Origin of the sequence: Macromonas bipunctata (genome assembly GCF_002837135.1) — a bacterium.
Taxonomy (GTDB): domain Bacteria; phylum Pseudomonadota; class Gammaproteobacteria; order Burkholderiales; family Burkholderiaceae_C; genus Macromonas_A; species Macromonas_A bipunctata.
On record NZ_NWBQ01000056.1, the window covers coordinates 42,982 to 67,863 of the forward strand.

The 24,882-nt window shown below is 65.6% G+C and carries 34 protein-coding genes and 1 pseudogene; 7 read left to right on the forward strand and 28 right to left on the reverse strand.

Annotated elements, in window-relative coordinates:
* Window positions 1-8: 8 nt before the first annotated feature.
* Complete coding sequence (cynR, locus tag CON76_RS08730) at window positions 9-959, forward strand: transcriptional regulator CynR (protein WP_101102973.1); 951 nt, start codon at window positions 9-11, stop codon at window positions 957-959.
* Between the two features lie 13 nt (window positions 960-972).
* On the opposite strand, the gene CON76_RS08735 is transcribed toward cynR, so the two are convergent.
* Together CON76_RS08735 and CON76_RS08740 are read right to left on the reverse strand one after the other, a co-directional pair.
* On the reverse strand, window positions 973-1,755 hold the full coding sequence (locus tag CON76_RS08735) for an alpha/beta fold hydrolase (protein ID WP_101102974.1): 783 nt from the start codon (window positions 1,753-1,755) through the stop codon (window positions 973-975).
* 44 nt (window positions 1,756-1,799) lie between these two features.
* A complete protein-coding gene (locus CON76_RS08740; protein WP_101102975.1) occupies window positions 1,800-2,030 on the reverse strand; it encodes a hypothetical protein in 231 nt (76 codons plus the stop codon).
* A 154-nt stretch (window positions 2,031-2,184) separates the two neighbouring features.
* Between CON76_RS08740 and CON76_RS08745 the strand changes: the two genes are divergently transcribed.
* Window positions 2,185-2,997 carry a UPF0149 family protein gene (locus tag CON76_RS08745; protein ID WP_101102976.1) on the forward strand — a complete coding sequence of 271 codons (813 nt, stop codon included), beginning with the start codon at window positions 2,185-2,187 and terminating at the stop codon, window positions 2,995-2,997.
* A gap of 24 nt (window positions 2,998-3,021) precedes the next feature.
* On the opposite strand, the gene ptsP is transcribed toward CON76_RS08745, so the two are convergent.
* Genes ptsP through CON76_RS08765 form a run of 4 tightly spaced genes read right to left on the reverse strand, consistent with a single transcriptional unit; the run spans window position 3,022 to window position 6,736 of the window.
* On the reverse strand, window positions 3,022-4,776 hold the full coding sequence (ptsP, locus tag CON76_RS08750; protein ID WP_101102977.1) for a phosphoenolpyruvate--protein phosphotransferase: 1,755 nt from the start codon (window positions 4,774-4,776) through the stop codon (window positions 3,022-3,024).
* Window positions 4,773-5,042: an HPr family phosphocarrier protein gene (locus CON76_RS08755; protein WP_101102978.1), complete on the reverse strand. Its 270-nt coding sequence runs from the start codon at window positions 5,040-5,042 to the stop codon at window positions 4,773-4,775. The genes ptsP and CON76_RS08755 overlap by 4 nt, the downstream gene beginning before the upstream one ends.
* Window positions 5,043-5,093: 51 nt before the next feature.
* The gene (locus tag CON76_RS08760) at window positions 5,094-5,492 is read right to left on the reverse strand and encodes a PTS sugar transporter subunit IIA (RefSeq protein WP_101102979.1); all 399 of its coding nucleotides are present in this window, start codon (window positions 5,490-5,492) and stop codon (window positions 5,094-5,096) included.
* Complete coding sequence (locus CON76_RS08765) at window positions 5,489-6,736, reverse strand: MFS transporter (protein WP_101102980.1); 1,248 nt, start codon at window positions 6,734-6,736, stop codon at window positions 5,489-5,491. Before CON76_RS08765 ends, CON76_RS08760 begins: the two co-directional genes overlap by 4 nt.
* 106 nt (window positions 6,737-6,842) lie before the next feature.
* On the opposite strand from CON76_RS08765, the gene CON76_RS08770 reads away from it, so the two are divergent.
* Window positions 6,843-7,361 (forward strand): TlpA family protein disulfide reductase, encoded by a 519-nt coding sequence (locus CON76_RS08770; protein WP_101102981.1) that lies wholly within the window; start codon window positions 6,843-6,845, stop codon window positions 7,359-7,361.
* A gap of 21 nt (window positions 7,362-7,382) precedes the next feature.
* Here the strand turns inward: CON76_RS08770 and CON76_RS08775 are convergent, their stop codons facing one another.
* Entirely contained in the window at window positions 7,383-7,829 is a 447-nt protein-coding gene (locus CON76_RS08775) for a c-type cytochrome (protein ID WP_101102982.1), read from the reverse strand.
* A 109-nt stretch (window positions 7,830-7,938) separates the two neighbouring features.
* Between CON76_RS08775 and CON76_RS08780 the strand changes: the two genes are divergently transcribed.
* Complete coding sequence (locus CON76_RS08780) at window positions 7,939-8,607, forward strand: cytochrome b/b6 domain-containing protein (protein WP_101102983.1); 669 nt, start codon at window positions 7,939-7,941, stop codon at window positions 8,605-8,607.
* A 7-nt stretch (window positions 8,608-8,614) separates the two neighbouring features.
* A complete protein-coding gene (locus CON76_RS08785) occupies window positions 8,615-9,112 on the forward strand; it encodes a GNAT family N-acetyltransferase (protein ID WP_101102984.1) in 498 nt (165 codons plus the stop codon).
* A gap of 24 nt (window positions 9,113-9,136) precedes the next feature.
* Here the strand turns inward: CON76_RS08785 and CON76_RS08790 are convergent, their stop codons facing one another.
* The 21 genes and pseudogenes from CON76_RS08790 to CON76_RS08890 form a co-directional block, all read right to left on the reverse strand.
* The gene (locus CON76_RS08790; protein WP_101102985.1) at window positions 9,137-9,646 is read right to left on the reverse strand and encodes a peroxiredoxin; all 510 of its coding nucleotides are present in this window, start codon (window positions 9,644-9,646) and stop codon (window positions 9,137-9,139) included.
* Window positions 9,647-9,789: 143 nt separating this feature from the next.
* Window positions 9,790-10,059, reverse strand: coding sequence for a 30S ribosomal protein S17 (gene rpsQ / locus CON76_RS08795; protein ID WP_101102986.1), 270 nt, complete (start codon window positions 10,057-10,059; stop codon window positions 9,790-9,792).
* 9 nt (window positions 10,060-10,068) lie between these two features.
* Entirely contained in the window at window positions 10,069-10,266 is a 198-nt protein-coding gene (rpmC, locus tag CON76_RS08800; RefSeq protein WP_101102987.1) for a 50S ribosomal protein L29, read from the reverse strand.
* Between the two features lie 16 nt (window positions 10,267-10,282).
* Window positions 10,283-10,699, reverse strand: coding sequence for a 50S ribosomal protein L16 (rplP, locus tag CON76_RS08805; RefSeq protein ID WP_101049525.1), 417 nt, complete (start codon window positions 10,697-10,699; stop codon window positions 10,283-10,285).
* A gap of 22 nt (window positions 10,700-10,721) precedes the next feature.
* Window positions 10,722-11,510 (reverse strand): annotated as a pseudogene (rpsC, locus tag CON76_RS08810) (30S ribosomal protein S3); the annotation flags it as partial.
* A 15-nt stretch (window positions 11,511-11,525) separates the two neighbouring features.
* A complete protein-coding gene (rplV, locus tag CON76_RS08815; RefSeq protein ID WP_101102988.1) occupies window positions 11,526-11,855 on the reverse strand; it encodes a 50S ribosomal protein L22 in 330 nt (109 codons plus the stop codon).
* A gap of 9 nt (window positions 11,856-11,864) precedes the next feature.
* Window positions 11,865-12,140 carry a 30S ribosomal protein S19 gene (rpsS, locus tag CON76_RS08820; protein ID WP_101102989.1) on the reverse strand — a complete coding sequence of 92 codons (276 nt, stop codon included), beginning with the start codon at window positions 12,138-12,140 and terminating at the stop codon, window positions 11,865-11,867.
* Window positions 12,141-12,152: 12 nt separating this feature from the next.
* A complete protein-coding gene (gene rplB / locus CON76_RS08825; protein WP_101102990.1) occupies window positions 12,153-12,977 on the reverse strand; it encodes a 50S ribosomal protein L2 in 825 nt (274 codons plus the stop codon).
* 2 nt (window positions 12,978-12,979) lie between these two features.
* Window positions 12,980-13,294: a 50S ribosomal protein L23 gene (gene rplW / locus CON76_RS08830; protein ID WP_101102991.1), complete on the reverse strand. Its 315-nt coding sequence runs from the start codon at window positions 13,292-13,294 to the stop codon at window positions 12,980-12,982.
* On the reverse strand, window positions 13,291-13,911 hold the full coding sequence (gene rplD / locus CON76_RS08835; protein ID WP_101102992.1) for a 50S ribosomal protein L4: 621 nt from the start codon (window positions 13,909-13,911) through the stop codon (window positions 13,291-13,293). The genes rplW and rplD overlap by 4 nt, the downstream gene beginning before the upstream one ends.
* Window positions 13,911-14,582 (reverse strand): 50S ribosomal protein L3, encoded by a 672-nt coding sequence (rplC, locus tag CON76_RS08840; protein WP_101102993.1) that lies wholly within the window; start codon window positions 14,580-14,582, stop codon window positions 13,911-13,913. The genes rplD and rplC overlap by 1 nt, the downstream gene beginning before the upstream one ends.
* Before the next feature lie 200 nt (window positions 14,583-14,782).
* Window positions 14,783-15,094 (reverse strand): 30S ribosomal protein S10, encoded by a 312-nt coding sequence (gene rpsJ / locus CON76_RS08845; RefSeq protein WP_101102994.1) that lies wholly within the window; start codon window positions 15,092-15,094, stop codon window positions 14,783-14,785.
* A gap of 85 nt (window positions 15,095-15,179) precedes the next feature.
* Window positions 15,180-16,370 carry an elongation factor Tu gene (gene tuf / locus CON76_RS08850; protein WP_101102995.1) on the reverse strand — a complete coding sequence of 397 codons (1,191 nt, stop codon included), beginning with the start codon at window positions 16,368-16,370 and terminating at the stop codon, window positions 15,180-15,182.
* Between the two features lie 149 nt (window positions 16,371-16,519).
* Window positions 16,520-18,622, reverse strand: a complete 2,103-nt coding sequence (fusA, locus tag CON76_RS08855; RefSeq protein ID WP_101102996.1) for an elongation factor G — start codon at window positions 18,620-18,622, stop codon at window positions 16,520-16,522.
* Window positions 18,623-18,709: 87 nt separating this feature from the next.
* Window positions 18,710-19,180 carry a 30S ribosomal protein S7 gene (gene rpsG / locus CON76_RS08860; protein WP_101102997.1) on the reverse strand — a complete coding sequence of 157 codons (471 nt, stop codon included), beginning with the start codon at window positions 19,178-19,180 and terminating at the stop codon, window positions 18,710-18,712.
* A 174-nt stretch (window positions 19,181-19,354) separates the two neighbouring features.
* Window positions 19,355-19,732: a 30S ribosomal protein S12 gene (rpsL, locus tag CON76_RS08865; RefSeq protein ID WP_101102998.1), complete on the reverse strand. Its 378-nt coding sequence runs from the start codon at window positions 19,730-19,732 to the stop codon at window positions 19,355-19,357.
* 101 nt (window positions 19,733-19,833) lie between these two features.
* Window positions 19,834-21,012, reverse strand: a complete 1,179-nt coding sequence (locus tag CON76_RS08870) for a D-alanyl-D-alanine carboxypeptidase family protein (protein WP_101102999.1) — start codon at window positions 21,010-21,012, stop codon at window positions 19,834-19,836.
* Window positions 21,013-21,057: 45 nt separating this feature from the next.
* Complete coding sequence (locus CON76_RS08875; RefSeq protein ID WP_101103000.1) at window positions 21,058-21,705, reverse strand: alpha/beta hydrolase; 648 nt, start codon at window positions 21,703-21,705, stop codon at window positions 21,058-21,060.
* A gap of 16 nt (window positions 21,706-21,721) precedes the next feature.
* The gene (locus CON76_RS08880; protein WP_101103001.1) at window positions 21,722-22,063 is read right to left on the reverse strand and encodes a (2Fe-2S) ferredoxin domain-containing protein; all 342 of its coding nucleotides are present in this window, start codon (window positions 22,061-22,063) and stop codon (window positions 21,722-21,724) included.
* Complete coding sequence (locus tag CON76_RS08885) at window positions 22,056-23,228, reverse strand: VanZ family protein (protein ID WP_101103002.1); 1,173 nt, start codon at window positions 23,226-23,228, stop codon at window positions 22,056-22,058. The genes CON76_RS08880 and CON76_RS08885 overlap by 8 nt, the downstream gene beginning before the upstream one ends.
* A 5-nt stretch (window positions 23,229-23,233) precedes the next feature.
* Window positions 23,234-23,665 carry a CopD family protein gene (locus CON76_RS08890; RefSeq protein WP_101103003.1) on the reverse strand — a complete coding sequence of 144 codons (432 nt, stop codon included), beginning with the start codon at window positions 23,663-23,665 and terminating at the stop codon, window positions 23,234-23,236.
* Between the two features lie 92 nt (window positions 23,666-23,757).
* Between CON76_RS08890 and CON76_RS08895 the strand changes: the two genes are divergently transcribed.
* Both CON76_RS08895 and CON76_RS08900 read left to right on the forward strand, forming a co-directional pair.
* Window positions 23,758-24,138 carry a CidA/LrgA family protein gene (locus CON76_RS08895; protein ID WP_101103004.1) on the forward strand — a complete coding sequence of 127 codons (381 nt, stop codon included), beginning with the start codon at window positions 23,758-23,760 and terminating at the stop codon, window positions 24,136-24,138.
* Between the two features lie 3 nt (window positions 24,139-24,141).
* Window positions 24,142-24,867, forward strand: a complete 726-nt coding sequence (locus tag CON76_RS08900; RefSeq protein WP_101103005.1) for an LrgB family protein — start codon at window positions 24,142-24,144, stop codon at window positions 24,865-24,867.
* The last annotated feature ends 15 nt before the right edge of the window (window positions 24,868-24,882 follow it).

The window sequence follows — 24,882 nt, forward strand, 5'->3', positions numbered from 1 at the left end:
ATCTGGCTATGGAACTGAGACAACTGCGCTACTTTCTGGACATTGCCGAGACCGAGCACCTGACGCAATCGGCGCAGAACCTGTTCGTGACGCAATCTACGCTGTCGCACGGGCTGCGCCAGCTGGAGCAGGAGCTGGAAGTGGACTTGTTCGACCGCTTAGGTCGGGGCTTGAAACTGTCGCAGGCGGGGGCAGAATTCCGCGCCTACGCGCTGCGGGCACTCAAAGAGCTGGAAGCGGGCCGCATGGCACTGACCGACCTCAACGGCCTGCAGTCGGGCCGCCTGACGGTGGGCGCGTTCCCGACCTTCCTCAACACGGTGGTGCCGGCCACGGTGGTGGCCTTCAACGCCAGCTACCCCAAGGTGGCGGTGGAGGTGCGCGCGCTGCGCGCGGGGGCGATCGAGGAACAGCTGCTGCGCGGCGAGCTGGACCTGGGCATTGCGTTCCACCCCACCACGCACCAGGACATTGAAACCGAGCTGCTGTTCAACGAACGGCTGATGCTGGTGGTGAATGCGCGCCACCCGCTGGCGCTGCACCACAGCCTGCCGCTGGCGGCGCTGGCACAGACGCCGCTGGCGCTGCTGTCGCGCCACTTTGCCACGCGGCGCCAGATCGACGACAGCCTGCGCCAGGCCGGGGTGACGCCGCCGGTGCGGGTGGAGATGGAGTCGGTGGAGGCGATGATTGGCGTGTGCCGCTGCGGCCACGCGCTGGCCAGCATCGTACCCGAGCGCGCGGCGCGGCTGGCGCCAGACCTGCACGCCATCGCCTTGACCGAACCCGAGATGGTGCGCCACGCCGGGCTGCTGTGGCGCCGGGGCGTGTCGCACAGCGTGGCGGTGCGCGAGTTTGCGGCACAGTTGCGCACCGTGCAGCAACAAACCGCCGATGCGCTGATGATGACGCGCGCCCCGCTGACGCATCCCATCGGGCCAGGGTCGGCGGCCCGATGAAGCAATAGCAGGGTTACAGGCCGGCCCAGAAGGTGGTCAACAGGGCGGCAAAGGCCTCGGGCTGTTCCACCGCGCTCAGGTGGGCAGCGTCCAGGCTCACCAGCTGGGCGCCGGGAATGCGCTCGGCAATCGCCTGCGACATGGCGGGCGGCGTGGCTTCGTCGCGGCTGCCAGCAATCACCAGCGTCGGGCAGGTGATGCGGGCGTTGCCAGCGTCCAGCTCGATCTTGGCCACGGCATCGCACGCGGCGGCGTAGGGCACGGGCGCGGTGGCTTCGAGCACCGCACGCAGCGCCGCCACCTTGGCCGCACTGCCCTGAGGCTGATCGGCGCGGAATTCGGGCGTGAACCAGCGTTGCATGGCGCCGTCGGCAATGGGGGCCACGCCGTTGGCCAGTACGGTGTCGATGCGGGCCTGCCACATGGTACGGGCTGTGTCGTCGTAGTGGCTGGCGGAGTTGGCAATGGTGAGGCTGCGCACCAGTTCAGGGTGGCGTGCGCCCAGCGCCTGCGCCGTCATGCCGCCCATCGACAGGCCCACAAAATGCACCGGCTGGCCACCGGCGTGGGCGCGGATGAACGCGGCGGCGTCGTCGGCCAGGTCGTCCATGCTGCAGGCGCCGTCGGTGGCGGGGCTGCGGCCGTGGCCGCGGTGGTCGTAGCGCAGCACGGTGTAGCGGTCTTGCAGCGCGGCGGCCACGCCGTCCCACATCGTCAGATCACAGCCCAGCGCATGGCTGAGCACCACCACCGGGCCCTGGCCCTGGCCCTGCTGCACAAAATTGAGTTGCGGCATAACTGCTTGTCCTGTTCAAAACACAAAAGGGGGCGGCGCGGGCTTCACTCCAGCACCAGAAAGTACTTGCTCTGGAACACGAAGGCGTCCTCGTTCTGCACCTGTTGCGCGCTGGTGCCCACCTGGTAGCTCACCAGGCCGTCCTCGGCCTTGAGCACCTGCACCGTTTGCTGGCCGCTGGAATCGGTCCAGACCTGGCCGGGGGCCAGGCGCGAGGTTGGCAGAAAACGGCCCTGCAGCACCGAGCGGTTGTTGAGTTGGCTGACACGTAACATGGTTCGACACAGTTCCTTGGCTTGCGCCGGTGCCCCACCGGGCCCGGCAGCGGCATAGTCTAATGGAACCGTGTGGCAACGGCGCCACACTTACCGGCGGCTGACACGCACGGGCCCACACCAGCGCCCTGGCGCCGCCCGCTAAACTGTGCCCATGAACACCACCTCTGCCCCCACCTCCGCCGCCCCCATGGACAACCAGGACTTCGACGCCCTGGACGCCATCCTGGAAGACCTGCGCACCCGCATCGACGAAGTCCCGCAATGGGAGTTCTGCGAAGGCGCGATGGCCGCCCTGGCCTGCTGCCGTCGCGCCATTCCGTTTGACGAGTACATGGGCGCCTTGCTCAGCGACGACGACAGCGGCACCTTTGGCCCGCACCTGTTTGCCGATGCGGCGCAGCACGAACAGTTCATCACGCTGTGGACACGGCGCTGGAACGAGGTGGTGGACGCCCTGGCCAGCCCGGTCGAAAGCCTGGAGGACGAGCGCGCCTACGCCCCCGAGGTGATGGACGTGCGCGGTGCCGTGGCCAGCCTCAGCGACGAGGAACGCGCCGAGATGCTGGCCGAACTCGACGGCGAGGCCCTGCCCGCCTTTGCCCAGGTGTGGGCGCTGGGCTTCATGTACGTGGTCGAGACCTGGCCCGAGGAATGGGCAGCCCCGCGCGACAAGGACGCCGCACGCGACCTGGAAGACGCGCTGGACCGCATCGTCGCCATCACCGAGGACGACGAGGACGAGCCCACGCTCAACCTGTTTGGCGACGAAGGCCCGGCCAGCATCAGCCAGGCGCGCGTCAACGCCTATGGCGACGCCATCTGGGCCGTGTACGACCTGTACGACCTGTGGCACAGCATCGGCCCGCGCGTGGAGACCGTGCGCAAGGCCGCCGAACCAGGCCGCAACGACCCGTGCTGGTGCGGCAGCGGCAAGAAGTACAAGAAGTGCCACGGCATGACCTGAGCGCAGCCGCCCGCACCACGCGCTTCAGTCCATCAGCAGGGCTTGCGGGTCGTCGCTCTCCAGCACGGTCTGCACCCAGGCCTGCAGCTTGCGGGTGTCGGCGCGCAGCACCTGCTGCTTGACAGCCAGGATCTGCGACGGGTGCATGGAAAAGCTGCGCAGCCCCATGCCCAGCAGCAGGCGCGTCATGGCGGGGTCGCCCGCCATTTCGCCGCACACGCTCACGCTCTTGCCCTGGGCGCGCGCTTCGGCAATCACGCTGGCCACCAGGTGCAGGATGGCCGGATGCAGCGGGTCGTACAGGTGGGCCACGCTCTCGTCCACGCGGTCGATCGCCAGCGTGTACTGGATCAGGTCGTTGGTGCCGATCGACAAAAAGTCGAAGTGGCGCAGGAACATGCGCACGCACAACGCCGCCGCAGGCACCTCGATCATCGCGCCCAGGCGCACACTGCCATAGACCTCGGCGCGCTCATCGAGCTGCGCGCGCGCGCGCGCCAGCAGCGCCACCACCTGCCGGATCTCGCTGGCGTGCGCCACCATCGGCAGCAGCAGGTTGATCTTGCCGTAGGCCGCCGCGCGCAGCACCGCGCGCAGCTGGGTCAGGAACATCGCGGGCTCCGACAGGCTCCAGCGGATGGCGCGCAGCCCCAGCGCCGGGTTGAGGTGGTCGTCGCGCGTGTGGCGCTCCAGCGGCTTGTCGGCGCCCACGTCCACGGTGCGGATGGTGACGGGCAGGCCCTGCATGCCTTCCACCGCGCGGCGGTAGGCGTCAAACTGCTCGTCCTCGCCGGGCAACTGGCCATCGCGCCCCATGAACAAAAATTCGGTGCGGAACAGCCCCACCCCCACCGCGCCCACCGCCAGCGCGGCCTGCGTGTCCTGCGGCTGCTCGATGTTGGCCAGCAGCTCGATGCGCTCGCCGTCCAGCGTCACCGCCGGCGTGTTCTTGATGCGCGACAGGCGCTCGCGCTCCACCTCGCCCTGGCGCTGCTTGAACTGGTATTCGGCCAGCACGATCGGCGACGGATCAACAATCACCACGCCCGCATCGCCGTCGATGATGACCCAGTCGTCCTGCTGCACCAGCGTGCTGGCGGTGCGCGCACCCACCACCGCCGGAATGTCCATGCTGCGCGCCACGATGGCGGTGTGGCTGGTCTTGCCGCCCACGTCGGTCACAAAACCGGCAAACACGCTTTGCTTGAACTGCAGCATGTCGGCGGGCGAGAGGTCATGCGCGATCAGCACCAGCGGCCCGTCGGTCTGGGGCTCGGCGGACGGCACGGTGCTGTCTTGGCCGTCGGCCACCTGCAGCGGCGACGCCGCCCCGCGCAGCTGGCGCAGCAGGCGCTCCACCACCTGCTCCAGGTCGGCCTTGCGCTCGCGCAGGTAAGGGTCTTCCATCTCGTCGAACTGACGCGCCACCGTCTCCAGCTGCGAGGTCAGCGCCCACTCGGCGTTGTAGTGGCGCTCCACCACCCAGTGCTTGACGCCCGCCTCCAGCTGCTCGTCCTGCAGCAGCATGCGGTGCACGTCCAGCAGCGCCGACAGCTCGTGGTGCGCGTCCTTGGCCGCCAGCTCCTGCAAGCCCTGCTGCACCCGGCCCAGCTCGGCCACCACCGCGTCACGCGCCAGGCGCAGGCGCTCGATTTCGGCCACCACCTGCTCGGGCGCCACAAAGTAGTGCGCCACGTCCATGCGGCTCGACGCCACCAGCACCGCGCGCCCGATGGCGATGCCGCGCGACACCGCCTGACCATGCAGCGAGAACGTCACTGGCCCTCTCCAAACTTGTCGTGGATCAGCGCCAGCAGCGCGTCCATCGCTTCTTGCTCGCCGGCGCCGTTGGTCTCCACCTCCACCTCGGCGCCCAGGCCGGCGGCCAGCATCATCACGCCCATGATGCTCTTGGCGTTGATGCGCCGCCCGTTGCGGCTGAGCCAGACCTCGCAGCCAAAGCTGCCAGCCAGCTTGCTCAGCTTGGCCGATGCGCGGGCGTGCAAGCCCAGTTTGTTGCTGATGGTGACGGTGTTCTTGATCACGAATGCTCCTAAATATAAATCTTGTTTTGATGCCGACTTGAATTCTTTGGTTCAGCTGTCGGGCGGCACGGTGGCCACCGACATCACGCCCTGGGTGGCACCCTGCAGCGCACGCGCCACCAGCTCGTCCAGCGGCTCGTGGCGGTAGCACGTGGCGCGCAGCAGCATGGGCAGGTTCACGCCGGTCAGCAGGCGCGAATGCACGCCATCGACCAGCTGGCTGGCCACGTTGCACGGCGTGGCGCCAAACACATCGGCCAGCACCAGCGTGCCGGGCGTACCCAGGCTGGCCTGCGCGCTGCGCGCGTGCTGCAACGTGGTCTCGGGCGCCTCGTCGGCGGGCACGTCCAGCGCCTGCACACACGCCGCCGCGTCCGGAAACACGTGCAGCAGCCCCAGACGCAATGCGGAGGCCAAGGGAGCGTGTGCAATGATGAGGATGCCGTTCATGGGGCCGGATTATCGGTCTTGAGCGCACAGTAACCGGCGTAGCACAGCACGCAGGCCAGCGCGTACAGGCCCATCGCCCCTTGCATGGCCTGCGGCTCGGCCCAGCCCAGGGCCACCAAGGCGTCGATCAGCAACCCCAACCCCCACTGCACCGCAAACACGCCACAGAAAATCACCAGGTTGTACGCCGACAACGCCCGCCCCGCCATGTGCGCCGGAAACGCCAGCGCCACCGACGGCTGCGCCAGCGAGCCAAACGTGCAGCAGACACAAAACAGCGCCCACGCCAGCCCGCCCGCCTGCGGCCCCAGCGCCACATTGGCCAGCAACACCAGCAGGCCCAGCGGCATGCCCCAGGTGATGAGACGCTCGGCGCTCCAGCCACGCTGCGCCAGACGCGGGTTGACCAGCCCCCAGAGCCAGAACGCCACCAGCATCGCCACGTTGATGCCAAACAGCCCCTGCGCCGCCTGCGCAGGGGTGTAGCCCGCCACCTTCACCAGCCAGGGCCCGGCCCACAGGGTCTGGATCGCGATCATGCCGCCGTAGTTGATGGCACCGATCAGCGCCATCTTCTGGAAATAGCGGTGGCGCCAGATATCGCCATAACCCTGCGCGCCGGCGGGTTCTGGCGTGGTGCTGGCAGGCGCCACCACCGGCCATGCCGGCACGCGCCAGGCCAGCACCAGCACCACCAGCACCAACGCAATCGCCAAACCCCAGAACACCCCGCGCCAGCCCCACAGCGGCAACAGCCACTGCACCGGCAGCGTGGCCGCCACCATGCCCAGGGCCCCCACCATCAGCATCCACGAATTGGCGCGCAGGCGCACATGCGGCAGCAGCCAGCGCCGGTAGCCCGTCAGCGGCGCCATCAGGCACGCGCCCAGCCCGGCCCCGATCAGCACCCGCGCCAGCAGCAGGCCGTAAAAGCCCTCGGCGGTGGCAAAAGCCACGCAACCCAGTACCGCCACCGACAAGAACAGCGTGATCACCCGCTTGGGGCCGTAGCGATCCAGCCAGCGCCCCATGGGCAGCTGCACCGCCGAGAAGCCCACAAAATAGCCACTGGCCAGCAAGCCCAAATCGCGCGCCTGCAACTGCCACTCGGCGCTCAGCACCGGCGCCAGCGTGGCGGTGATGGCGCGCAGCAGCGTCGAGATGAAATACGCGGCGGCAAACGCCAAACACACCCAGACCGCGGTGCGGCTGGGCAAGACATCGGGGGAAGCGGGTGGATTCATGGCGCTCTCAGCCCACAGCGGGCAACAGGGGTATGATTTTGCCCTTCTGCCCCCTTGTTGTTTTTTCTGCGCCCGTTGGGGCCGCGTTTTTTACCCTCAAATCGCCATGCAACTGACACGCCGCCGCTGCCACGCCGCCTTGCTGGCCTGGGCCGCCGCCGCCAGCCTGGGCCTGGGTGGCTGCAGCAGCAACCAGATGCCCGACTCGCGCTTCCTGCTGCTCGACGGCAGCAGCCTCACCAGCGCCGACCTCAAGGGCAAGGTGACGCTGGTCAACTTCTGGGCCACCACCTGCGTCTCGTGCGTGCAGGAGATGCCCGCGCTGGTGCAAACCTACCAGAAGTACCAGGCGCGCGGCTTCGAGACCGTGGCCGTGGCCATGCACTACGACCCGCCGCAGTGGGTGCTCAACTTTGCCACCAGCCGCCAGCTGCCGTTCAAAGTCGCCATCGACAACACCGGCGCACTGGCGCAAGGCTGGGGCGACGTCAAGCTCACCCCCACCACCTTCCTGGTGGACCGCCAAGGCAACATCGTCAAGCGCTTTGTGGGCGAACCCGACTTTGCCGCCCTGCACCAGCTCATCGAGCAACTGCTGGCCCAGGACGGCCCCGGCAGCGCCTGAGGCCAGGCACACACTACGCCATCACTCGCGGTAGGCGTCGTGGCAGGCCTTGCAGGTGGCGGCGGTCTCGCCAAACGCCTTCTTCACCGCGTCCAGGTTGCCGGTCTTGGTAGCCTCATGCAGCGCCGCAGCGGCCAGCACCATCTTGTCGCCACCGGCCTTGACCTTGGTCATCTCGGTCCACAGCTCGGGCTTGGTACGGCTCTTGACGTCCTTGGACTCGGGCGTGAAACCGGCCATGGGCAGCTTGCTCATCATCATCACGATCTCGGCGTTCTGCTGCGCCGCCTTGGCATCGAACGGCACCTTGCCGCTGGTCATGGCACCAATGCGGCTGAAATGCGTGCCCAGCACGCTGAACGCCGACTGGCGGTACTTCACCGCATCGGCCGGTTTCTGGAACTGGGCTTGCGCGCCCCCGGCGGCCAGCAACGCACCGGCCAACAACACCGCATGACGGATCTTCATAATCTACCTCACAGACAACTGGTTCAAGACACAACATGCACGCCCCATGCGCGCATACTGGATAGTGTATGCTTTCCCGCATATCGTCTGGCCCAAAAAGGAGTGTCGTATGCACCGAGTTCGAGTCTGGGATCTGCCCACCCGCCTGTTCCACTGGGCGCTGGTGCTGTGCGTGGCGGGGCTGGTCGTCAGTGGCAACCTGGGCGGCAACTGGATGGAATGGCACCTGCGGCTGGGCTACGCCGCGCTGGTGCTGCTGCTGTTTCGGCTGCTGTGGGGCGTGGTGGGCGGGCGCTGGTCGCGCTTTGCCAGCTTTGTGTATTCGCCGCTGAGTGTGTGGCGCCACCTGCGCGGCCAGGGCGACCCACTGCACCACGTCGGCCACAACCCGCTGGGCGCGTTCTCGGTGTGGGCCATGCTGGCGGTGCTGCTGGTGCAGGTGGGCACCGGCCTGGTCAGCGACGACGAGATCGCCTTCTTCGGCCCGCTGGTGCGTTTCGTGTCGTACGACACCGCCATGGCGGCCACGCAGTACCACAAGGGCTGGGGCAAACTGGCGCTGCTGGGCCTGATAGTGCTGCACGTGCTGGCGCTGCTGTTCTACCACTGGGTCAAGCGCGAACGGCTGGTGGCGGCCATGGTGTCGGGCGACAAGCAACTGCCCCACCCCGCCCCCAGTGCGGCCGATGGCCCGCGCGAGCGCCTGCTGGCCCTGGTGCTGCTGGGCCTCAGCAGTGCGGTGGTGTGGTGGGTGGTGCGCCTGGGCACTGTCGTATAGTGTCGGCATGGACGACACGCCCGCCCTCCAGATCGACATCCGCAACGTGGACAGTGGCCCCGGGCTGCTGTGGCTGCGGGAACTGTTCCTCGACTACCAGCGCGACATCGGCATCGACCTGGGCTACCAGGGCTTTGCCGAGGAGCTGGCCACCCTGCCCGGCGAGTACCGCCCGCCAGCGGGGGCCCTGTTGCTGGCGCTGGTGGATGGTGAACCTGCAGGCTGCTGCGCCCTGCGGCCGCTGCCCAACAGCGACCACCCCGACGCCTGCGAGATGAAACGCCTGTTCGTGCGGCCCGCCCTCCGCAGGCTGGGGCTGGGACGGCAACTGGTGGAACAGACCCTGCTATGCGCCCAGCAAGCGGGCTACCGCCACCTGCTGCTCGACACCCTGACCGACATGGAGGCCGCGCGCGCCCTGTACGAGGAACTGGGCTTCGAGGAAATCGCCCCTTACTACCACAACCCACTGCCGGGCGCGCACTACCTGCGCGTCACGCTCTGACGCACGGCAACGGCCTCACGCCGCTCAGGCGGCCTTGGCCTGAGCCAGCATCGTGCTGGCGTCGCTGACCTCGAACTTGCCGGGGCCTTCCACGTTCAGCGTGGCCACCACACCGTTCTTCACCAGCATGGAATAGCGGTTGCTGCGCAGGCCCAGACCCTTGCCAGTCAGGTCCAGCGTCAGGCCGGTGGCCTGGGTGAACACCGCATCGCCATCGGCCAGCATGCGCACCTTGCCCGCCGCTTGCAGCTCGCGGCCCCAGGCGCCCATCACGAACGCGTCGTTGACGCTGACGCACCAGATCTCGTCCACGCCGGCGGCTTTCAACGCGTCATGCTGCGCGATGTAGCCCGGCACGTGCTGGGCCGAGCAGGTCGGGGTGAAAGCACCCGGCAGGGCAAACAGGGCAATCGTCTTGCCCGCGCTGGCCTGCGCCACGTCCACCGGGTTCGGGCCCAGGCTGCAGCCATTGCCCTCGACCTCATTGAACTCCATCAGGGTCACGGCCGGCAGTTTGTCACCAACTTGAATCATCGCTTACTCCATCGAAAAGGGCCGACCAGCGGCCCACCACACAATCCGGCACGCGCGGCACAAGGCCGCGCGGTACAGGCGAAAAAAAACGACCGAAGTATCGGTCGTTTTTTTGGTTCGTGCCCAAGGGGCCCGGAACAGGCTTACACCAGACCGGCCTTTTGCACCAAGCGGGTAGCAACCCAGTTCTTGGTCTTGGACAGCGGACGGCTTTCGGTGATCTCGATCACGTCGCCCAGCTTGTACTCACCGTTCTCATCGTGAGCGTGGTACTTGCTCGACTTGGTCACGATCTTGCCGTACAGCTCATGCTTCACGGCACGTTCCACCAGCACGGTCACGGTCTTGGCACGCTTGTCGCTCACCACTTTACCGATCAGGGTGCGCTTGAGGGATGTCTTGGCTTCCGTCATGGTCACTCCTTATTGGCCAGCGGCTTGCTTTTCAGCAAGGATGGTCTTCGCACGGGCGATGGCACGGCGGGTGCTGCGCAGCGTGGCGAGGTTGGACAGTTGTTGCGTGGCTTTTTGCATGCGCAGGTTGAAGTGGGCCTTTTGCAGGGCTTTCACTTCGGCTTGCAGGCCGGCAACGTCTTTTTGGCGCAGTTCAGCAGCTTTCATCTTGTGTTCTCCTGAATCACTGGCCCAGCATGCGGGTCACAAAAGTGGTGCGCAGGGGCAGCTTGGCTGCCGCGAGCGTAAAGGCTTCGCGAGCCAGTTGCTCAGGCACGCCCACGATTTCGTACAGCACCTTGCCGGGCTGGATCTCAGCCACGTAGTACTCCACGCCACCCTTACCGTTGCCCATACGGACTTCGGCGGGCTTCTTGGAAATCGGCTTGTCGGGGAACACGCGAATCCAGATACGGCCGCCACGCTTGACGTGACGGGAAATCGCACGGCGTGCGGATTCGATCTGGCGTGCCGTCAGACGGCCACGGTCGGTGGACTTCAGGCCGAAATCGCCAAAGGCCACGGTATTGCCAGTGGTGGCAATACCGGTGTTGCGGCCTTTTTGCTCTTTACGGTATTTACGGCGAGCAGGTTGCAACATGGTTTATTTCTCCTTAGGCCTGGGGCTTGTCGCTGCCATCGGCCGGGGCGGCATTGCTGCCAGCGCCACGGCGGGGGCCACCACGACCCGGGCGGTCGTTGCGGGCACCGTCACGGCGCGGACCGCGCGGGCGGCGCTCGTCGTCCGGACGCGGGGTGCTGTCCAGCGACGGGGCGTCGTTGCGACCCAGCGTGTCGCCCTTGTACACCCACACCTTGACACCGATGATGCCGTAGGTGGTCTTGGCTTCGGACGTGCCGTAGTCGATGTCGGCGCGCAGGGTGTGCAGCGGCACACGGCCTTCGCGGTACCACTCGGTACGTGCGATTTCGATGCCGTTCAGACGACCCGACGACATGATCTTGATGCCCTGGGCACCCAGGCGCATGGCGTTCTGCATCGCGCGCTTCATGGCGCGACGGAACATGATGCGCTTTTCGAGCTGCTGGGTGATCGAATCGGCGATCAGCTTGGCATCGACTTCGGGCTTGCGCACTTCTTCGATGTTCACAGCGACCGGCACACCCAGTTGAGCGGCCAGATCTTTCTTCAGCTTCTCGATGTCTTCGCCCTTCTTGCCGATCACCACGCCCGGACGTGCCGAGTAGATGGTGATGCGGGCATTCTTGGCGGGACGCTCGATGACCACGCGGGCCACCGAAGCGTTCTTGAGCTTGGCCTTGAGGTACTCGCGCACCTTGATGTCTTCGGCCAGCATGCCCGCGAAGTCACGGTTGCTGGCGTACCAACGGCTGGACCAGTTGCGGCTGACCGCCAGGCGGAAGCCGGTAGGATGGATTTTCTGTCCCATAGTCTTCCTTCAGGCTCAGTTGCCAACCGTCACGTAAATGTGACAGGTGGGTTTGCTGATGCGGTTGCCGCGGCCCTTGGCGCGTGCGGTGAAACGCTTGAGCGTGGTGCCTTGCTCGACGTAGATGGTCTTGACCTTCAGTTCGTCGATGTCGGCACCGTCATTGTGTTCGGCGTTGGCGATGGCGGAGAGCAAAGCCTTCTTGACGATGCCAGCAGCTTTTTTCTGCGTGAACGTCAGGATGTTCAGGGCTTGACCTACCTGCTTGCCGCGAATCAGGTCGGCCACCAGACGGCCCTTGTCGACCGACAGGCGAACGCCGCGAACGATAGCGCGTGTTTCCATGGTGTGTCCTTACTTCTTGGCTTTTTTATCGCCGGGGTGGCCTTTGAACGTGCGGGTCAGCGAGAACTCACCCAGCTTGTGACCCACCATTTGGTCGGTGATGTACACAGGCACGTGCTGCTTGCCGTTGTGCACGGCAATGGTCAGACCGATGAAGTCGGGCAGGATCATGGAGCGACGCGACCAGGTCTTGACCGGCTTTTTGTCCTTGGTGGCGACGGCTTTTTCAACCTTGGCCAGCAGGTGGTGGTCAACGAAGGGACCTTTTTTCAGAGAACGAGTCATTTATGCGGCCCCTTACTTCTTGCGACGCGACACGATCATGTTCTGCGTGCGGCGGTTGTTGCGGGTACGGTAACCCTTGGTCAGGTTGCCCCACGGATCGACCGGCGGCATACCGGTACCGGTACGGCCTTCACCACCACCGTGCGGGTGGTCGATCGGGTTCATCGCCACACCGCGAACGGTCGGGCGGATACCCATGTGACGCTTGACACCGGCCTTGCCCAACTGGCGCAGGCTGTGCTCGGTGTTGGAGACCTCGCCAATGGTGGCGCGGCAGTCCACGTGCACCTTGCGCACTTCGCCGGAACGCATACGCACCTGGGCGTAGATGCCTTCACGGGCCAGCAGCACAGCGGAGGCGCCGGCGGAACGGGCGATTTGCGCGCCCTTGCCGATTTGCAGCTCGATGCAGTGGATGGTGGAACCGACCGGAATGTTGCGAATCGGCAGGGTGTTGCCCACGCGGATCGGGGACTCCGAGCCGCTCAGCAGGGTCGCGCCCACTTCAACGCCACGCGGGGCGATGATGTAGCGGCGCTCGCCGTCGGCGTAGCACAGCAGCGCGATGTGCGCGGTGCGGTTCGGGTCGTATTCCAGACGCTCGACCTTGGCCGGGATGCCGTCCTTGTTGCGACGGAAATCGATCACGCGGTAGTGGTGCTTGTTGCCACCGCCCTTGTGACGTACCGTGATGTGACCGTTGTTGTTGCGGCCAGCCTTCTGGAACTGCGGCTCCAGCAGCGGCGCGTAACCGGCACCCTTGTGCAGGGTTTCACGGGTCACTTTGACCATGCCACGACGACCCGGGGTCGTCGGCTTCATCTTGATAACTGCCATGATTAGACGGCCTCCCCACCGAAGCTGAGTTCCTGACCCTGCTGCAGCGTCACATAGGCTTTGCGCACGTGGTCACGACGGCCCACGGTCTTGCCAAAACGCTTGGCCTTGCCCTTTTGGTTCAGGACGTTGACCGCTGCAACCTTGACGTTGAACAGCAGTTCCACGGCGGCCTTGATTTCAGGCTTGGTGGCGTCTTGCAGCACCTTGAACAGCATGGTGTTGTTCTTTTCGGCGGCCAGGGTGCCCTTTTCGGACACGATGGGAGCCACCAACACCTGCATCAGACGACCTTCGTCAAACTGGACGTTGCTCATGCGAACATCTCCTTGAGTTTGTCGATGGCACCCTTGGTGACGATCACTTTCTTGTAGTGAACCAGCGACAGCGGATCGGCGTAACGCGGCTCAACCACCAGCACGTGCGGCAGGTTGCGCGAAGCCAGGTACAGGTTTTCGTCGATCTGGTCGGCGATCACGAGCACGGATTGCAGGTTCATGGCCTTGAACTTGGCGGCCAGCAGCTTGGTCTTGGGGGCTTCCACGGTCAGGGAATCCACCACGGCCAGACGGCCTTCACGAACCAGTTGCGAGAAGATGGAGGCCATGCCGGCGCGGTACATCTTCTTGTTCAGCTTTTGGCTGAAGTTTTCGTCCGGGCTGTTCGGGAAAATCCGACCGCCCCCACGCCACAGCGGGGAAGACGTCATACCGGCACGGGCGTTGCCGGTGCCTTTTTGCTTGAACGGCTTCTTGGTGCTGTGCTTGACCATTTCGCGGTCTTTTTGGGCACGGGTACCTTGACGCGCGTTGGCCTGGTAAGCCACCACCAGCTGGTGGATCAGCGATTCGTTGTAGTCGCGACCAAAGATGGTCTCGGGCACTTCCAGCTGGGAAGTGGCTTGACCTTGGTCGTTCAGGAGTTCAACTTGCATCAGTTAGCTCCTTTGCTGGCAGCTTTGACGGCGGGACGCACGGTGACAAAGCCACCCTTGGAGCCCGGAACGGCACCCTTGATCAGCAGCAGCTGACGGGCTTCATCGACACGCACCACATCCAGGTTCTGGGTGGTGACGGTCTCGGCGCCCATGTGGCCGGTCATCTTCTTGCCCGGGAACACGCGGCCCGGATCCTGCGCCATCGAGATGGAACCCGGCACGTTGTGCGAACGGCTGTTACCGTGCGAAGCGCGCTGGGAAGCAAAGTTGTGACGCTTGATGGTGCCGGCAAAGCCTTTACCGATGGAGGTGCCTTGCACGTCCACTTTTTGACCGGCTGCGAACAGCTCGGTCACGGGCAGCACCGAACCGGCGGCAAACTTGCCAGCCACTTCGGCGGTGACGCGGAATTCTTGCAGGATTTCACCGGCTTCGACGCCAGCCTTGGCCAGGTGACCAGCTTCGGGCTTGGTCACGCGCGAGGCACGACGCTTGCCAAAGGTCACTTGCAGGGCATCGTAACCGTCGTTGGCCTGGGTTTTGACTTGTGCCACGCGGTTGTTCGACACATCGACCACCGTGACAGGCACTGCGTCCCCGTCATCGGTGAACAGACGCATCATGCCCACCTTGCGGCCCAACAACCCGAGGGAGTTGCTCAGACTCATTGTTTTCTCCGTTCCCGACTTCAATTGGCCGGGGCTGATTGCCTGCACCTTGCGCAACACAAGACACGAGGCGGGTTAAAGACACTGGATGCTGCCGCTGGCAAAGCCAGCACAGCATCTGAAGTGCTGAAAAGCCTGCGATTCTACACCGCAGGCTTTGAACATGCAAGCGTTGCCGGTGGCCCGGACGCGCGGCGATGTTATTGCAGCTTGATTTCGACGTCCACGCCAGCCGGCAGGTCGAGCTTCATCAGCGCGTCCACGGTCTTGTCGGTCGGATCCACGATGTCCATCAGGCGCTGGTGGGTGCGGATCTCGAGCTGGTCGCGGCTGGTCTTGTTGACGTGGGGCGAACGCAGGATGTCGAAACGCTTCATGCGGGTCGGCAGGGGCACCGGGCCCTTGACGATGGCGCCGGTGCGCTTGGCGGTGTCAACGATTTCGGCGGCCGAGGCGTCGATCAGCTTGTAATCAAAAGCCTTCAGGCGGATACGGATTTTTTGCTTGTTCATGACTGGTTCCTAAAAGTTCGGGAGAGCGAATGCGCTGAAAAAGAAGCCGACCGGCGCATGCCGGCCGACCACTGTTCAACGGAAATCAGTCAAGAATCTTGGCCACCACGCCGGCGCCGACGGTGCGGCCGCCTTCACGGATGGCGAAACGCAGACCTTCTTCCATGGCGATCGGGGCAATCAGCTTGACGGTGATCGACACGTTGTCGCCCGGCATGACCATTTCCTTGCCTTCGGGCAGCTCGATGGAGCCGGTCACGTCGGTGGTGCGGAAGTAGAACTGCGGACGGTAGTTGTTGAAGAACGGGGTGTGACGGCCGCCTTCGTCCTTGGACAGCACGTACACTTCGCCGGTGAAGTGGGTGTGCGGCTTGATCGAACCGGGCTTGCACAGCACTTGGCCGCGCTGCACGTCTTCGCGCTTGGTGCCGCGCAGCAGGATACCGACGTTGTCGCCAGCTTGGCCTTGGTCCAGCAGCTTGCGGAACATTTCCACGCCGGTGCAGGTGGTCTTCTGGGTGTTGGAGATACCGACGATTTCGATTTCTTCACCGACCTTGACGATACCGCGCTCGATACGGCCCGTCACCACGGTACCACGGCCAGAGATGGAGAACACGTCTTCCACGGGCATCAGGAAGGCGCCGTCCACGGCACGCTCAGGGGTGGGGATGTAGGTGTCCAGCGCGTCGGCCAGGGCCATGATGGCTTGCTCGCCCAGCGGGCCGGTGTCGCCGTCCAGGGCCAGACGGGCCGAACCCTTGATGATGGGGGTGTCGTCGCCCGGGAAGTCGTACTTGGACAGCAGCTCGCGCACTTCCATTTCGACCAGTTCCAGCAGCTCTTCGTCGTCCACCAGGTCGGCCTTGTTCAGGAACACGATGATGTAGGGCACGCCCACCTGACGCGACAGCAGGATGTGTTCGCGGGTTTGGGGCATCGGGCCGTCGGCGGCGGAACACACCAGGATCGCGCCGTCCATCTGGGCGGCACCGGTGATCATGTTCTTGACGTAGTCGGCGTGGCCGGGGCAGTCCACGTGGGCGTAGTGGCGGTTGGCCGTTTCGTATTCCACGTGGGCGGTGTTGATGGTGATGCCGCGGGCTTTTTCTTCCGGAGCGGCGTCGATCTGGTCGTAGGCCTTGGCTTCGCCGCCGAATTTCTTGGACAGCACGGTCGCGATTGCAGCGGTCAGGGTGGTCTTGCCGTGGTCGACGTGACCGATGGTGCCGACGTTGACGTGCGGCTTGGTCCGCTCAAACTTTTCTTTTGCCATGATGCAATTCCTTCAAAAAAGAACAAGGCCCGTGTGGGGGTTTAAGGTCTGCACTGCACTGCGGGATCGTCTCGCACGGGCACAAGGCGGCGTGCAGTCGCAGACCGGGAATTTAACCGAAGCCGGTGACGGCTCCGGTGGGCTGGGGTTTACTTGGCGCGGGCGGCCATGATGGCTTCTTGCACGTTGCGCGGGGCTTCCGAGTAGTGCTTGAATTCCATGGTGTAGGTGGCGCGACCTTGGGTGGCCGAACGCAGCGCGGTGGAGTAGCCGAACATTTCGGACAGCGGCACTTCGGCCTTGATGGCCTTGCCACCGCCAACCATGTCGTCCATGCCCTGCACCATGCCGCGGCGGCTCGACAAGTCGCCCATCACGGTACCGGCGTAGTCTTCTGGCGTTTCCACTTCCACGGCCATCATAGGTTCCAGAATGACCGGCTGGGCCTTCTTGCAACCTTCCTTGAAGCCGAAGATGGCGGCCATCTTGAACGCCAGTTCGTTCGAGTCCACATCGTGGTACGAACCGAAGTGCAGCGTGACCTTGACGTCCACCACCGGGTAACCGGCCAGCACGCCTTGGCCCAGAGCTTCCTGGATGCCCTTTTCCACCGCCGGGATGAATTCGCGCGGCACCACACCGCCCTTGATCGCGTCCACGAATTCGAAGCCCTTGCCGGCCTCTTGCGGTTCGATCTTGAGCACGACGTGACCGTACTGGCCCTTGCCACCGGACTGGCGCACGAACTTGCCTTCGGCTTCGTTCACGGTGCCACGGATGGTTTCGCGGTAGGCCACTTGCGGCTTGCCGACGTTGGCTTCCACACCGAATTCGCGCTTCATGCGGTCCACGATGATGTCCAGGTGCAGCTCGCCCATGCCAGCGATGATGGTCTGACCGGATTCTTCGTCGGTGCGCACGCGGAAGGACGGATCTTCGGCGGCCAGGCGGTTGAGGGCGATGCCCATCTTTTCCTGGTCGGTCTTGGTCTTGGGCTCGACGGCCTGGGCAATCACCGGCTCCGGGAACACCATCTTTTCCAGCGCGATGATGGCGGACGGGTCGCACAGGGTTTCACCGGTGGTGACGTCCTTCAGGCCCACGCAGGCGGCGATGTCGCCGGCGCGGATTTCTTCAACTTCCTGGCGGTTGTTGGCGTGCATCTGCACGATACGGCCAATGCGCTCCTTCTTGCCCTTGACGGCGTTGTACACGGTGTCGCCCTTCTTGAGGACGCCGGAGTACACGCGCACGAAGGTCAGCTGGCCCACGAACGGGTCGGTCATCAGCTTGAACGCCAGCGCGGACAGCTTTTCCTCGTCGTCGGCCTTGCGGCTGGTCGGCTCTTCGTTTTCGTCGGTGCCACCGACCGGGGGGATGTCCACCGGGGAAGGCAGCAGTTCAATCACGGCGTCGAGCATGCGCTGCACGCCCTTGTTCTTGAACGCGGTGCCGCACAGCATGGGCTGGATTTCGGTCGCCAGGGTGCGCGCACGCAGACCGGCGGTGATTTCCTCTTCGGTCAGCTCTTCGCCACCGAGGTACTTGTCCATCAGCTCTTCGCTCGATTCGGCGGCGGCTTCGACCATCTTCTCGCGCCATTCCTTGGCCAGCTCCAGCAGCTCGGCCGGAATTTCCTCGTAGCTGAACTTCATGCCCTGGGAGGCTTCATCCCAAATGATGGCCTTCATCTTGCGCAGATCCACCACGCCCTTGAAGTTTTCCTCGGCACCGATCGGGATCACGATCGGCACGGGGTTGCCCTTCAGGCGGGTCTTGATCTGGTCCACGACCTTGAAGAAGTTGGCGCCGGTGCGATCCATCTTGTTCACGAAGGCCAGACGCGGCACCTTGTACTTGTTGGCCTGGCGCCACACGGTCTCGGACTGCGGCTGCACGCCACCCACGGCGCAGTACACCATGCAGGCGCCGTCGAGCACGCGCATGGAACGCTCCACCTCGATGGTGAAGTCCACGTGACCGGGGGTGTCGATGATGTTGAAGCGGTGCTCGGGGAAGGTGTTGTCCATCCCTTTCCAGAAGCAGGTGGTGGCGGCCGAGGTGATGGTGATACCACGTTCCTGTTCCTGCTCCATCCAGTCCATGGTGGCAGCGCCGTCGTGCACTTCACCGATCTTGTGGCTCACGCCGGTGTAGAACAGGATGCGTTCGGTGGTGGTGGTCTTGCCGGCGTCGATGTGGGCCGAAATACCGATGTTGCGGTAACGCGCGAGGGGCGTGGTACGTGCCATGAAAATTTCTCCGAAAGATACGGGCAAAGCCCGCCACCCCTTGTGAGAGTGCTGCGGGCCTTGCGGGATGCTATAACAGCGCGGGGCTTAGAAGCGGAAGTGGCTGAACGCCTTGTTGGCGTCGGCCATGCGGTGCACTTCGTCGCGGCGCTTCATGGCGCCGCCACGGCCTTCCGTGGCTTCCAGCAGCTCGTTGGCCAGGCGCAGGGCCATGGACTTCTCGCTGCGCTTGCGGGCAGCGACCTTGATCCAGCGCATGGACAGGGCCAGACGGCGCACCGGGCGCACTTCGACCGGCACCTGGTAGTTGGCGCCACCGACGCGGCGGGACTTGACTTCCACCAGCGGCTTGACGTTGTTGATGGCGGTGGTGAAGAGTTCCAGCGGATCCTTGCCGGTCTTCTTTTCCATTTGTTCCAGGGCACCGTAGATGATGCGCTCTGCAACCGCCTTTTTGCCGCCTTCCATGATCACGTTCATGAATTTGGACAGCTCGACATTGCCGAACTTGGGATCCGGCAGAATTTCACGTTTAGGGACTTCGCGACGACGTGGCATGTTTGACCTCTGTTGCTTCAGTTGGCACCGGCTTGGCGGCACCGCGAGAGCTATTCCCAACTCTCACTTACTCGACCCGTGCGCACACAGCGTGCACATTGAGGGTCATTGCGCTGCCTGAACCGCGCCACGCGGCCAACAGCACCGAATTCTTGACACCCGAAGGGGCCAGGCTTACTTGGCCTTGGGCTTCTTGGCGCCGTACTTGGAGCGCGACTGCTTGCGGTCTTTGACGCCTTGCAGGTCGAGCGAACCGCGCACGATGTGGTAACGCACACCCGGCAAGTCTTTCACACGGCCGCCGCGCACCAGCACCACGCTGTGCTCTTGCAGGTTGTGGCCTTCACCGCCGATGTAGGAGATGACTTCGAAGCCGTTGGTCAGGCGCACCTTGGCGACTTTACGCAGCGCGGAGTTCGGCTTCTTGGGGGTGGTGGTGTACACACGGGTACACACGCCACGGCGCTGGGGGCAGTTCTCCATCGCGGGAGATTTGGACTTGGTCTTTTCGACCTCCCGCCCCTGACGGACGAGCTGGTTGATGGTTGGCATTGAAACGTCCCTAAACGTTTGAAATTGAAAACGGAAAGCCCTTCGGATGTTTCCGAAAAGCCCTCTAATGTATCACGCCCGATGGGTGCAAGGCAACTGCTTTACTGGATCCACAGGCGCAGCGCGTCCCACAGGCGGCCCACGGGGCCGGCTTCTTCCACGGTTTCAAGCACGAACAGCGGCACTTCTGTCACCACGGCGCCGCTGGCGGTGGTCACGCGCAGGGTGCCCAGGGGTTCGCCCTTTTGCAGCGGGGCGATGAGCGGGTCGGTGCGCAGGACTTCGGTTTTCAGGCGCGCGGCTTCACCCGCTGGCACGCTGACAACCACGCCGTCGGGGCGGCCGAGCTTGGCCTGGCCCGCCTGGCCCTTCCAGACGGTGGGCGTGACCACGGCCTGACCCGGCGCGAACAGGCGCACGGCCTCGTAGGCGGAGTAGCCCCAGTTGAGCAGCTTCTGGCTTTCGGTGGCGCGGGCGTTTTCGTTGGCGGCGCCCAGCATGACGCTGATCAGGCGGCGCTGGCCGGCGGCGTCCTTGCCCAGGGCCGGGAACTGGCGCTTGGCGGTGGCCACCAGGCAGTAGCCGGCGGCGTTGGTGTGGCCAGTCTTGAGGCCATCGACCGTGGGGTCGCGGAACAGCAGCAGGTTGCGGTTGAGCTCGTTGGCCGCTGGCGTGCCGGGGTAGCGGTAACGCTGGATGGCGTAGTAGCCCACGTACTGCGGGAAGTCCTGCATCAGGCGGGTGGCCAGGATGGAGAGGTCGCGCGCGGTGGTGACGTGCCCGGCCTCGGTCAGGCCTTCGGGGTTCTTGTAGTGGGTGTTGCGCATGCCCAGCACTTGCGCCTGCTGGTTCATGAGCTCGACGAAGCGCTCGACGGTGCCGCCCACGCCCTCGGCCAGCGCCACGGTGGCGTCGTTGCCGGACTGCACGATCATGCCCTTGAGCAGGTCTTCGACCGGGACTTGCATCTTGGGGTCGATGAACATGCGCGAGCCGGGCATCTTCCAGGCGCGCTCGCTGACGCTGAAGGTCTGGGCCAGCGTGATTTTCTTGGCCTTGAGCGCGTCAAACACCAGGTAGGCCGCCATGAGCTTGGTCAGCGAGGCGGGCTCGACCGGGGTGTCGGCGTCCTTGGCGGCCAGCACCTGGTTGGTGGTGGCATCGAACAGCAGGTAGGCGCGGGCGGCGATTTCGGGCGGCGGCAGGGTTTGCGCGCCCAGCGGCACCAGCGCGGCCAGGCCCAGCGCGGCACCCAGCAGCCAGCGGCGGCCGTGCAACATGACTTCAGACAACAAAGGAAAGGCCCTCACGTTCAGAGATTCGGTTCAAAGGGGAGCTGCCGCCAGGTGGCGCAAGGCCAGGGCCTTGAGCAACGGCAGGCGCCCGTGGAAGAAGTGTTCGACGCCCGGCACCACCGTGACCGGCAGGGCCTGGGGCCGCGCCCAGTCCAGCACCGAGGCCAGGGGCACGGTGTCGTCGTGCTCGCCGTGTACGACCAGGGTGCGGTCGTGGAGTTCCGGCGCCACCGGGGCGACCTGGAAGCGGCTGGTGGCGGTGCCAACGAGGATGATCTTCTCCGGCACGCGCGGGGCGGGCAGAGCCTGCAACTGCGCCAGCGCCTGGCAGATGACGAAGGCGCCGAACGAGAACCCGGCCAGCACCAGCGGGCCGGTGGGAGCCTGGGCTGCGATGACTGCCAGCAGGTCGGTGACCTCGCCCACGCCGTGGTCGTGCTCGCCCTGGCTTTGGCCCACGCCACGGAAGTTGTGGCGCACCGCCGTCCAGCCCGCCTGCACGCAGGCGCGGGTCAGGGTCTGCACCACCTTGTTGTGCAGGGTGCCACCAAACAGCGGGTGCGGATGCGACACCACGGCCACGCCGCCGCCGGCGCGCGGGGTGGCAGGCCGGTCGATAGCGAGTTCCAGCGTACCCGCCGGGCCGGGCATCAGCACGGTTTCGGTGTGGATGTTCATGCGTGCGCTCCCGGTGTCAACGGCCCACGTCGGGCGGGGTGAGCAGGCGCTCGACCACCACACCGTCGCGCAGGTGGGAGGTGACGATCTCGTCGATGTCGCTGTCGTCCACGAAGGTGTACCACACCGCCTCGGGGTAGACCACCGCTACCGGGCCGCCGGCGCAGCGGTCCAGGCAACCGGCCTTGTTGACGCGCACCTTGCCCGGGCCCGCCAGGCCGAGTTCCTTGACCTGGGCCTTGCAGCGCTCAAAGCCTTGCTGGGCGCCCAGCTCGGCGCAGCAGGCCTGGCCGTTGTCGCGCTGGTTGAGGCAGAAAAAGATGTGGCGCTGGTAGTAGGAAGGTGTGGTGTCAGTCATGCGCAGGGATTGTAGTGGGGCCGTGTGGCCGCAGCGCCATGCGCAACCCCGCCCACAGTACCGCAAAGGGCCAGCCCCAGCCCAGCCACTGCGACAGGCCATGGAAGCGGATGAAGCGGTCTTGCTGCCAGCGTTCCAGCGATTGCGCCAGGTAGGCGCTTTCGGGCGCCTGGTTGAGCAGCACCAGCGCCACCGTCAGCGCCAGCAGCATCAGCACGGTGCAGGCGCGGTGCGACCAGCGCAGCGCCACCACGGCCAAAGCACCCAGCAGGCCCAACCCCAGCAGCACCGGTGCCGTGAGCCAGACCCAGGTGCGCAGCGGGCCGTACGTGAGCGCCGCCGACAGCGCCGCCACCCCCACCGCCAGCCCCAGCAGCAGCAGCGCCCACAGCAGGCGCTGCCAAGTGCGGCACAGCAGCGCGTAGCCCAGCAGCAGCGGCGCAGCCAGCGACAGCGCCACCACCACCGCCTCGGCCAGCGGGCTTAGGGGCAGGCTGGGCACGGCCACGGGCACCCAGGCCAGCGCCCACGGCAGGTCTTGCAGGTGCTGCTGCAGGGCCAGCTCCAAGCGCGGCCAGACGTGGCCCACGCCGTAGGGCACCGACGACGGGTACAGCAACGCCCACGGCCACAGCAGCAAGGCCACCAGGCCCGCGCCCGTGTGCGGCACAAACCAGCGCTGGCGGAACTGCGACCACGACCCCAGCAGGCGCCAGCGCCACAGCAGCAGCGCCAGCACTGCGCCGGCCACGCCGCCGCCGCCGTTGAGCAGCACGTCGGCCTGCGAGGGCACGCGCTGCGGCAGGTAGCTCTGCAGCGATTCCAGCAGCAGCGACAGCAGCGCCGGGCCCAGCACGCCCCAGCGCGCCGCCGCCCAGCCCGAACGGCCCGAGCGCAACGCGCCGACTGTGAGCAGCAGGCCCAGCGGCAAGTAACCCAGGAAGTTGGCCACCACGTCAAACGTGATCCAGTAACGCGGCCAGGGCGCGCTCAGGTAGGCCCACGGCACCATGCCCTGCTGGCGCCAGTCCACAAAGGGGTACAGGCTGGCGTAGGCAATCAGGCAGACCAGCCCCAGCGCCAGCGGCCAGGCGATGCTGTGGTGGCGCGCCAGCGGCTGCGGCGGCGCCGGTGCGCACGGGGAGGAACCGCCCGCTGCGGCCATGGCACTCAGAACGGCTTGACGACCACCAGCACCACCGCGATCACCATCATCACCACAGGCGCCTCGTTGAACCAGCGGTACCAGACGTGGCTGCGCTGGTTGTCATTGCGCTCAAACCGCTTGAGGATGCGGCCGCAGGCGTGGTGGTAGCCCAGCAGCAGCACCACGACCAGCAGCTTGGCGTGCATCCAGCCGTTGCCGGGGCCATATTTGCCGATGCCGTAGTACAGCCACAGCACCAGCCCCAGCACCACGGCGGGCACCGCCAGCAGCGTCATGAAGCGCATGAGCTTGCGCGCCATCAGCAACAGGCGGGCCCGCTCGGACAGGCTGCCCGCGTCGGTCATGGCCAGGTTGACGAAGATGCGCGGCAGGTAGAACAGGCCCGCAAACCAGCTGGCCACGAACACGATATGAAAAGATTTGACCCACAACATGCGGGCAGTGTAGCGAATTGCCCCAACCGCTACACTACCCGCACTGGTGTTGGGCCCCGTTGCCGGGTTTCTTGTGATTGCGACACGCTCTTATGCTGCACGCTCTGGCCGCTTTGTTGACATTGCAACTGTTGGGTGAAATGGTGGTGCGCGCACTGGCCTGGCCGGTGCCCGGGCCGGTGCTGGGCATGGCGCTGCTGTGGGGGCTGTTGCTGCTGCGCCCGGGGTGGCTGCCGGTGCTCAAGGGCACGGCGGCGGGGCTGCTGCAACATTTGTCGCTGCTGTTTGTGCCGGCGGGGGTGGGCATCATGCTGCACCTGCAGCGCCTAGGCGACGAGGCGCTGGCCATTGGTGCGGCGGTGCTGGTGAGCACCTGGATCGGGCTGGCCGTGACGGCCTGGACCACCGTGTGGCTGCTGCGCCGCGGCCGGGGCGCCGATACGACGGCGCACACCCCCACAGGATCGGAGTAAAGCATGGCACCTGCCGATTTCTGGGCGCAGTGGCTGGGCACGCCGCTGTGGTGGCTGAGCATCACGCTGCTGGTGTACCTGCTGGCACTGGCGCTGTACCAGCGCAGCGGGCACAACCCGCTGGTGAACCCGGTGGCGCTGTCGATCGCGGGCCTGAGCGGGGTGCTGTGGCTCAGTGGCACGCCCTACGCCACCTATTTTGAGAGCGCGCAGCTGGTGCATTTTCTGCTGGGGCCGGCCACGGTGGCGCTGGCGGTGCCACTGTTCGAGCAAAGCCGGCGCCTGCGGCACGCCTGGCTGCCGCTGCTGGGCGGCATTGTGGTGGGCACGCTGACCACCACCGCCAGCGCGTTGGGGCTGGCCTGGGCGCTGGGCGCATCAAAAAGTACGCTGGCCTCGCTGGTACCCAAGTCGGTGACGACGCCGGTGGCGATGGGGATTTCGCAACAGCTGGGCGGCCTGCCGTCGCTGACGGCGGTGCTGGTGGTGACTACCGGCATTGTGGGTGCGGCCTCGGCGCGCTGGTGGTTTGCGCGCCTGCATATCGCTGACGACCCGATGGTGCGCGGGCTGGCGCTGGGCGTGGCGGCGCACGGCATCGGCACCGCGCGCGCGTTCCAGATCGATGAGGAAACCGGCGCCTTTGCCGGCCTGGCCATGGGCCTGACGGCGCTGTTCAGCGCGCTGGTGCTGCCGTGGCTGGCAGCACCGCTGCTGCGCTGGCTGTAGCCCGGACAGGATGCC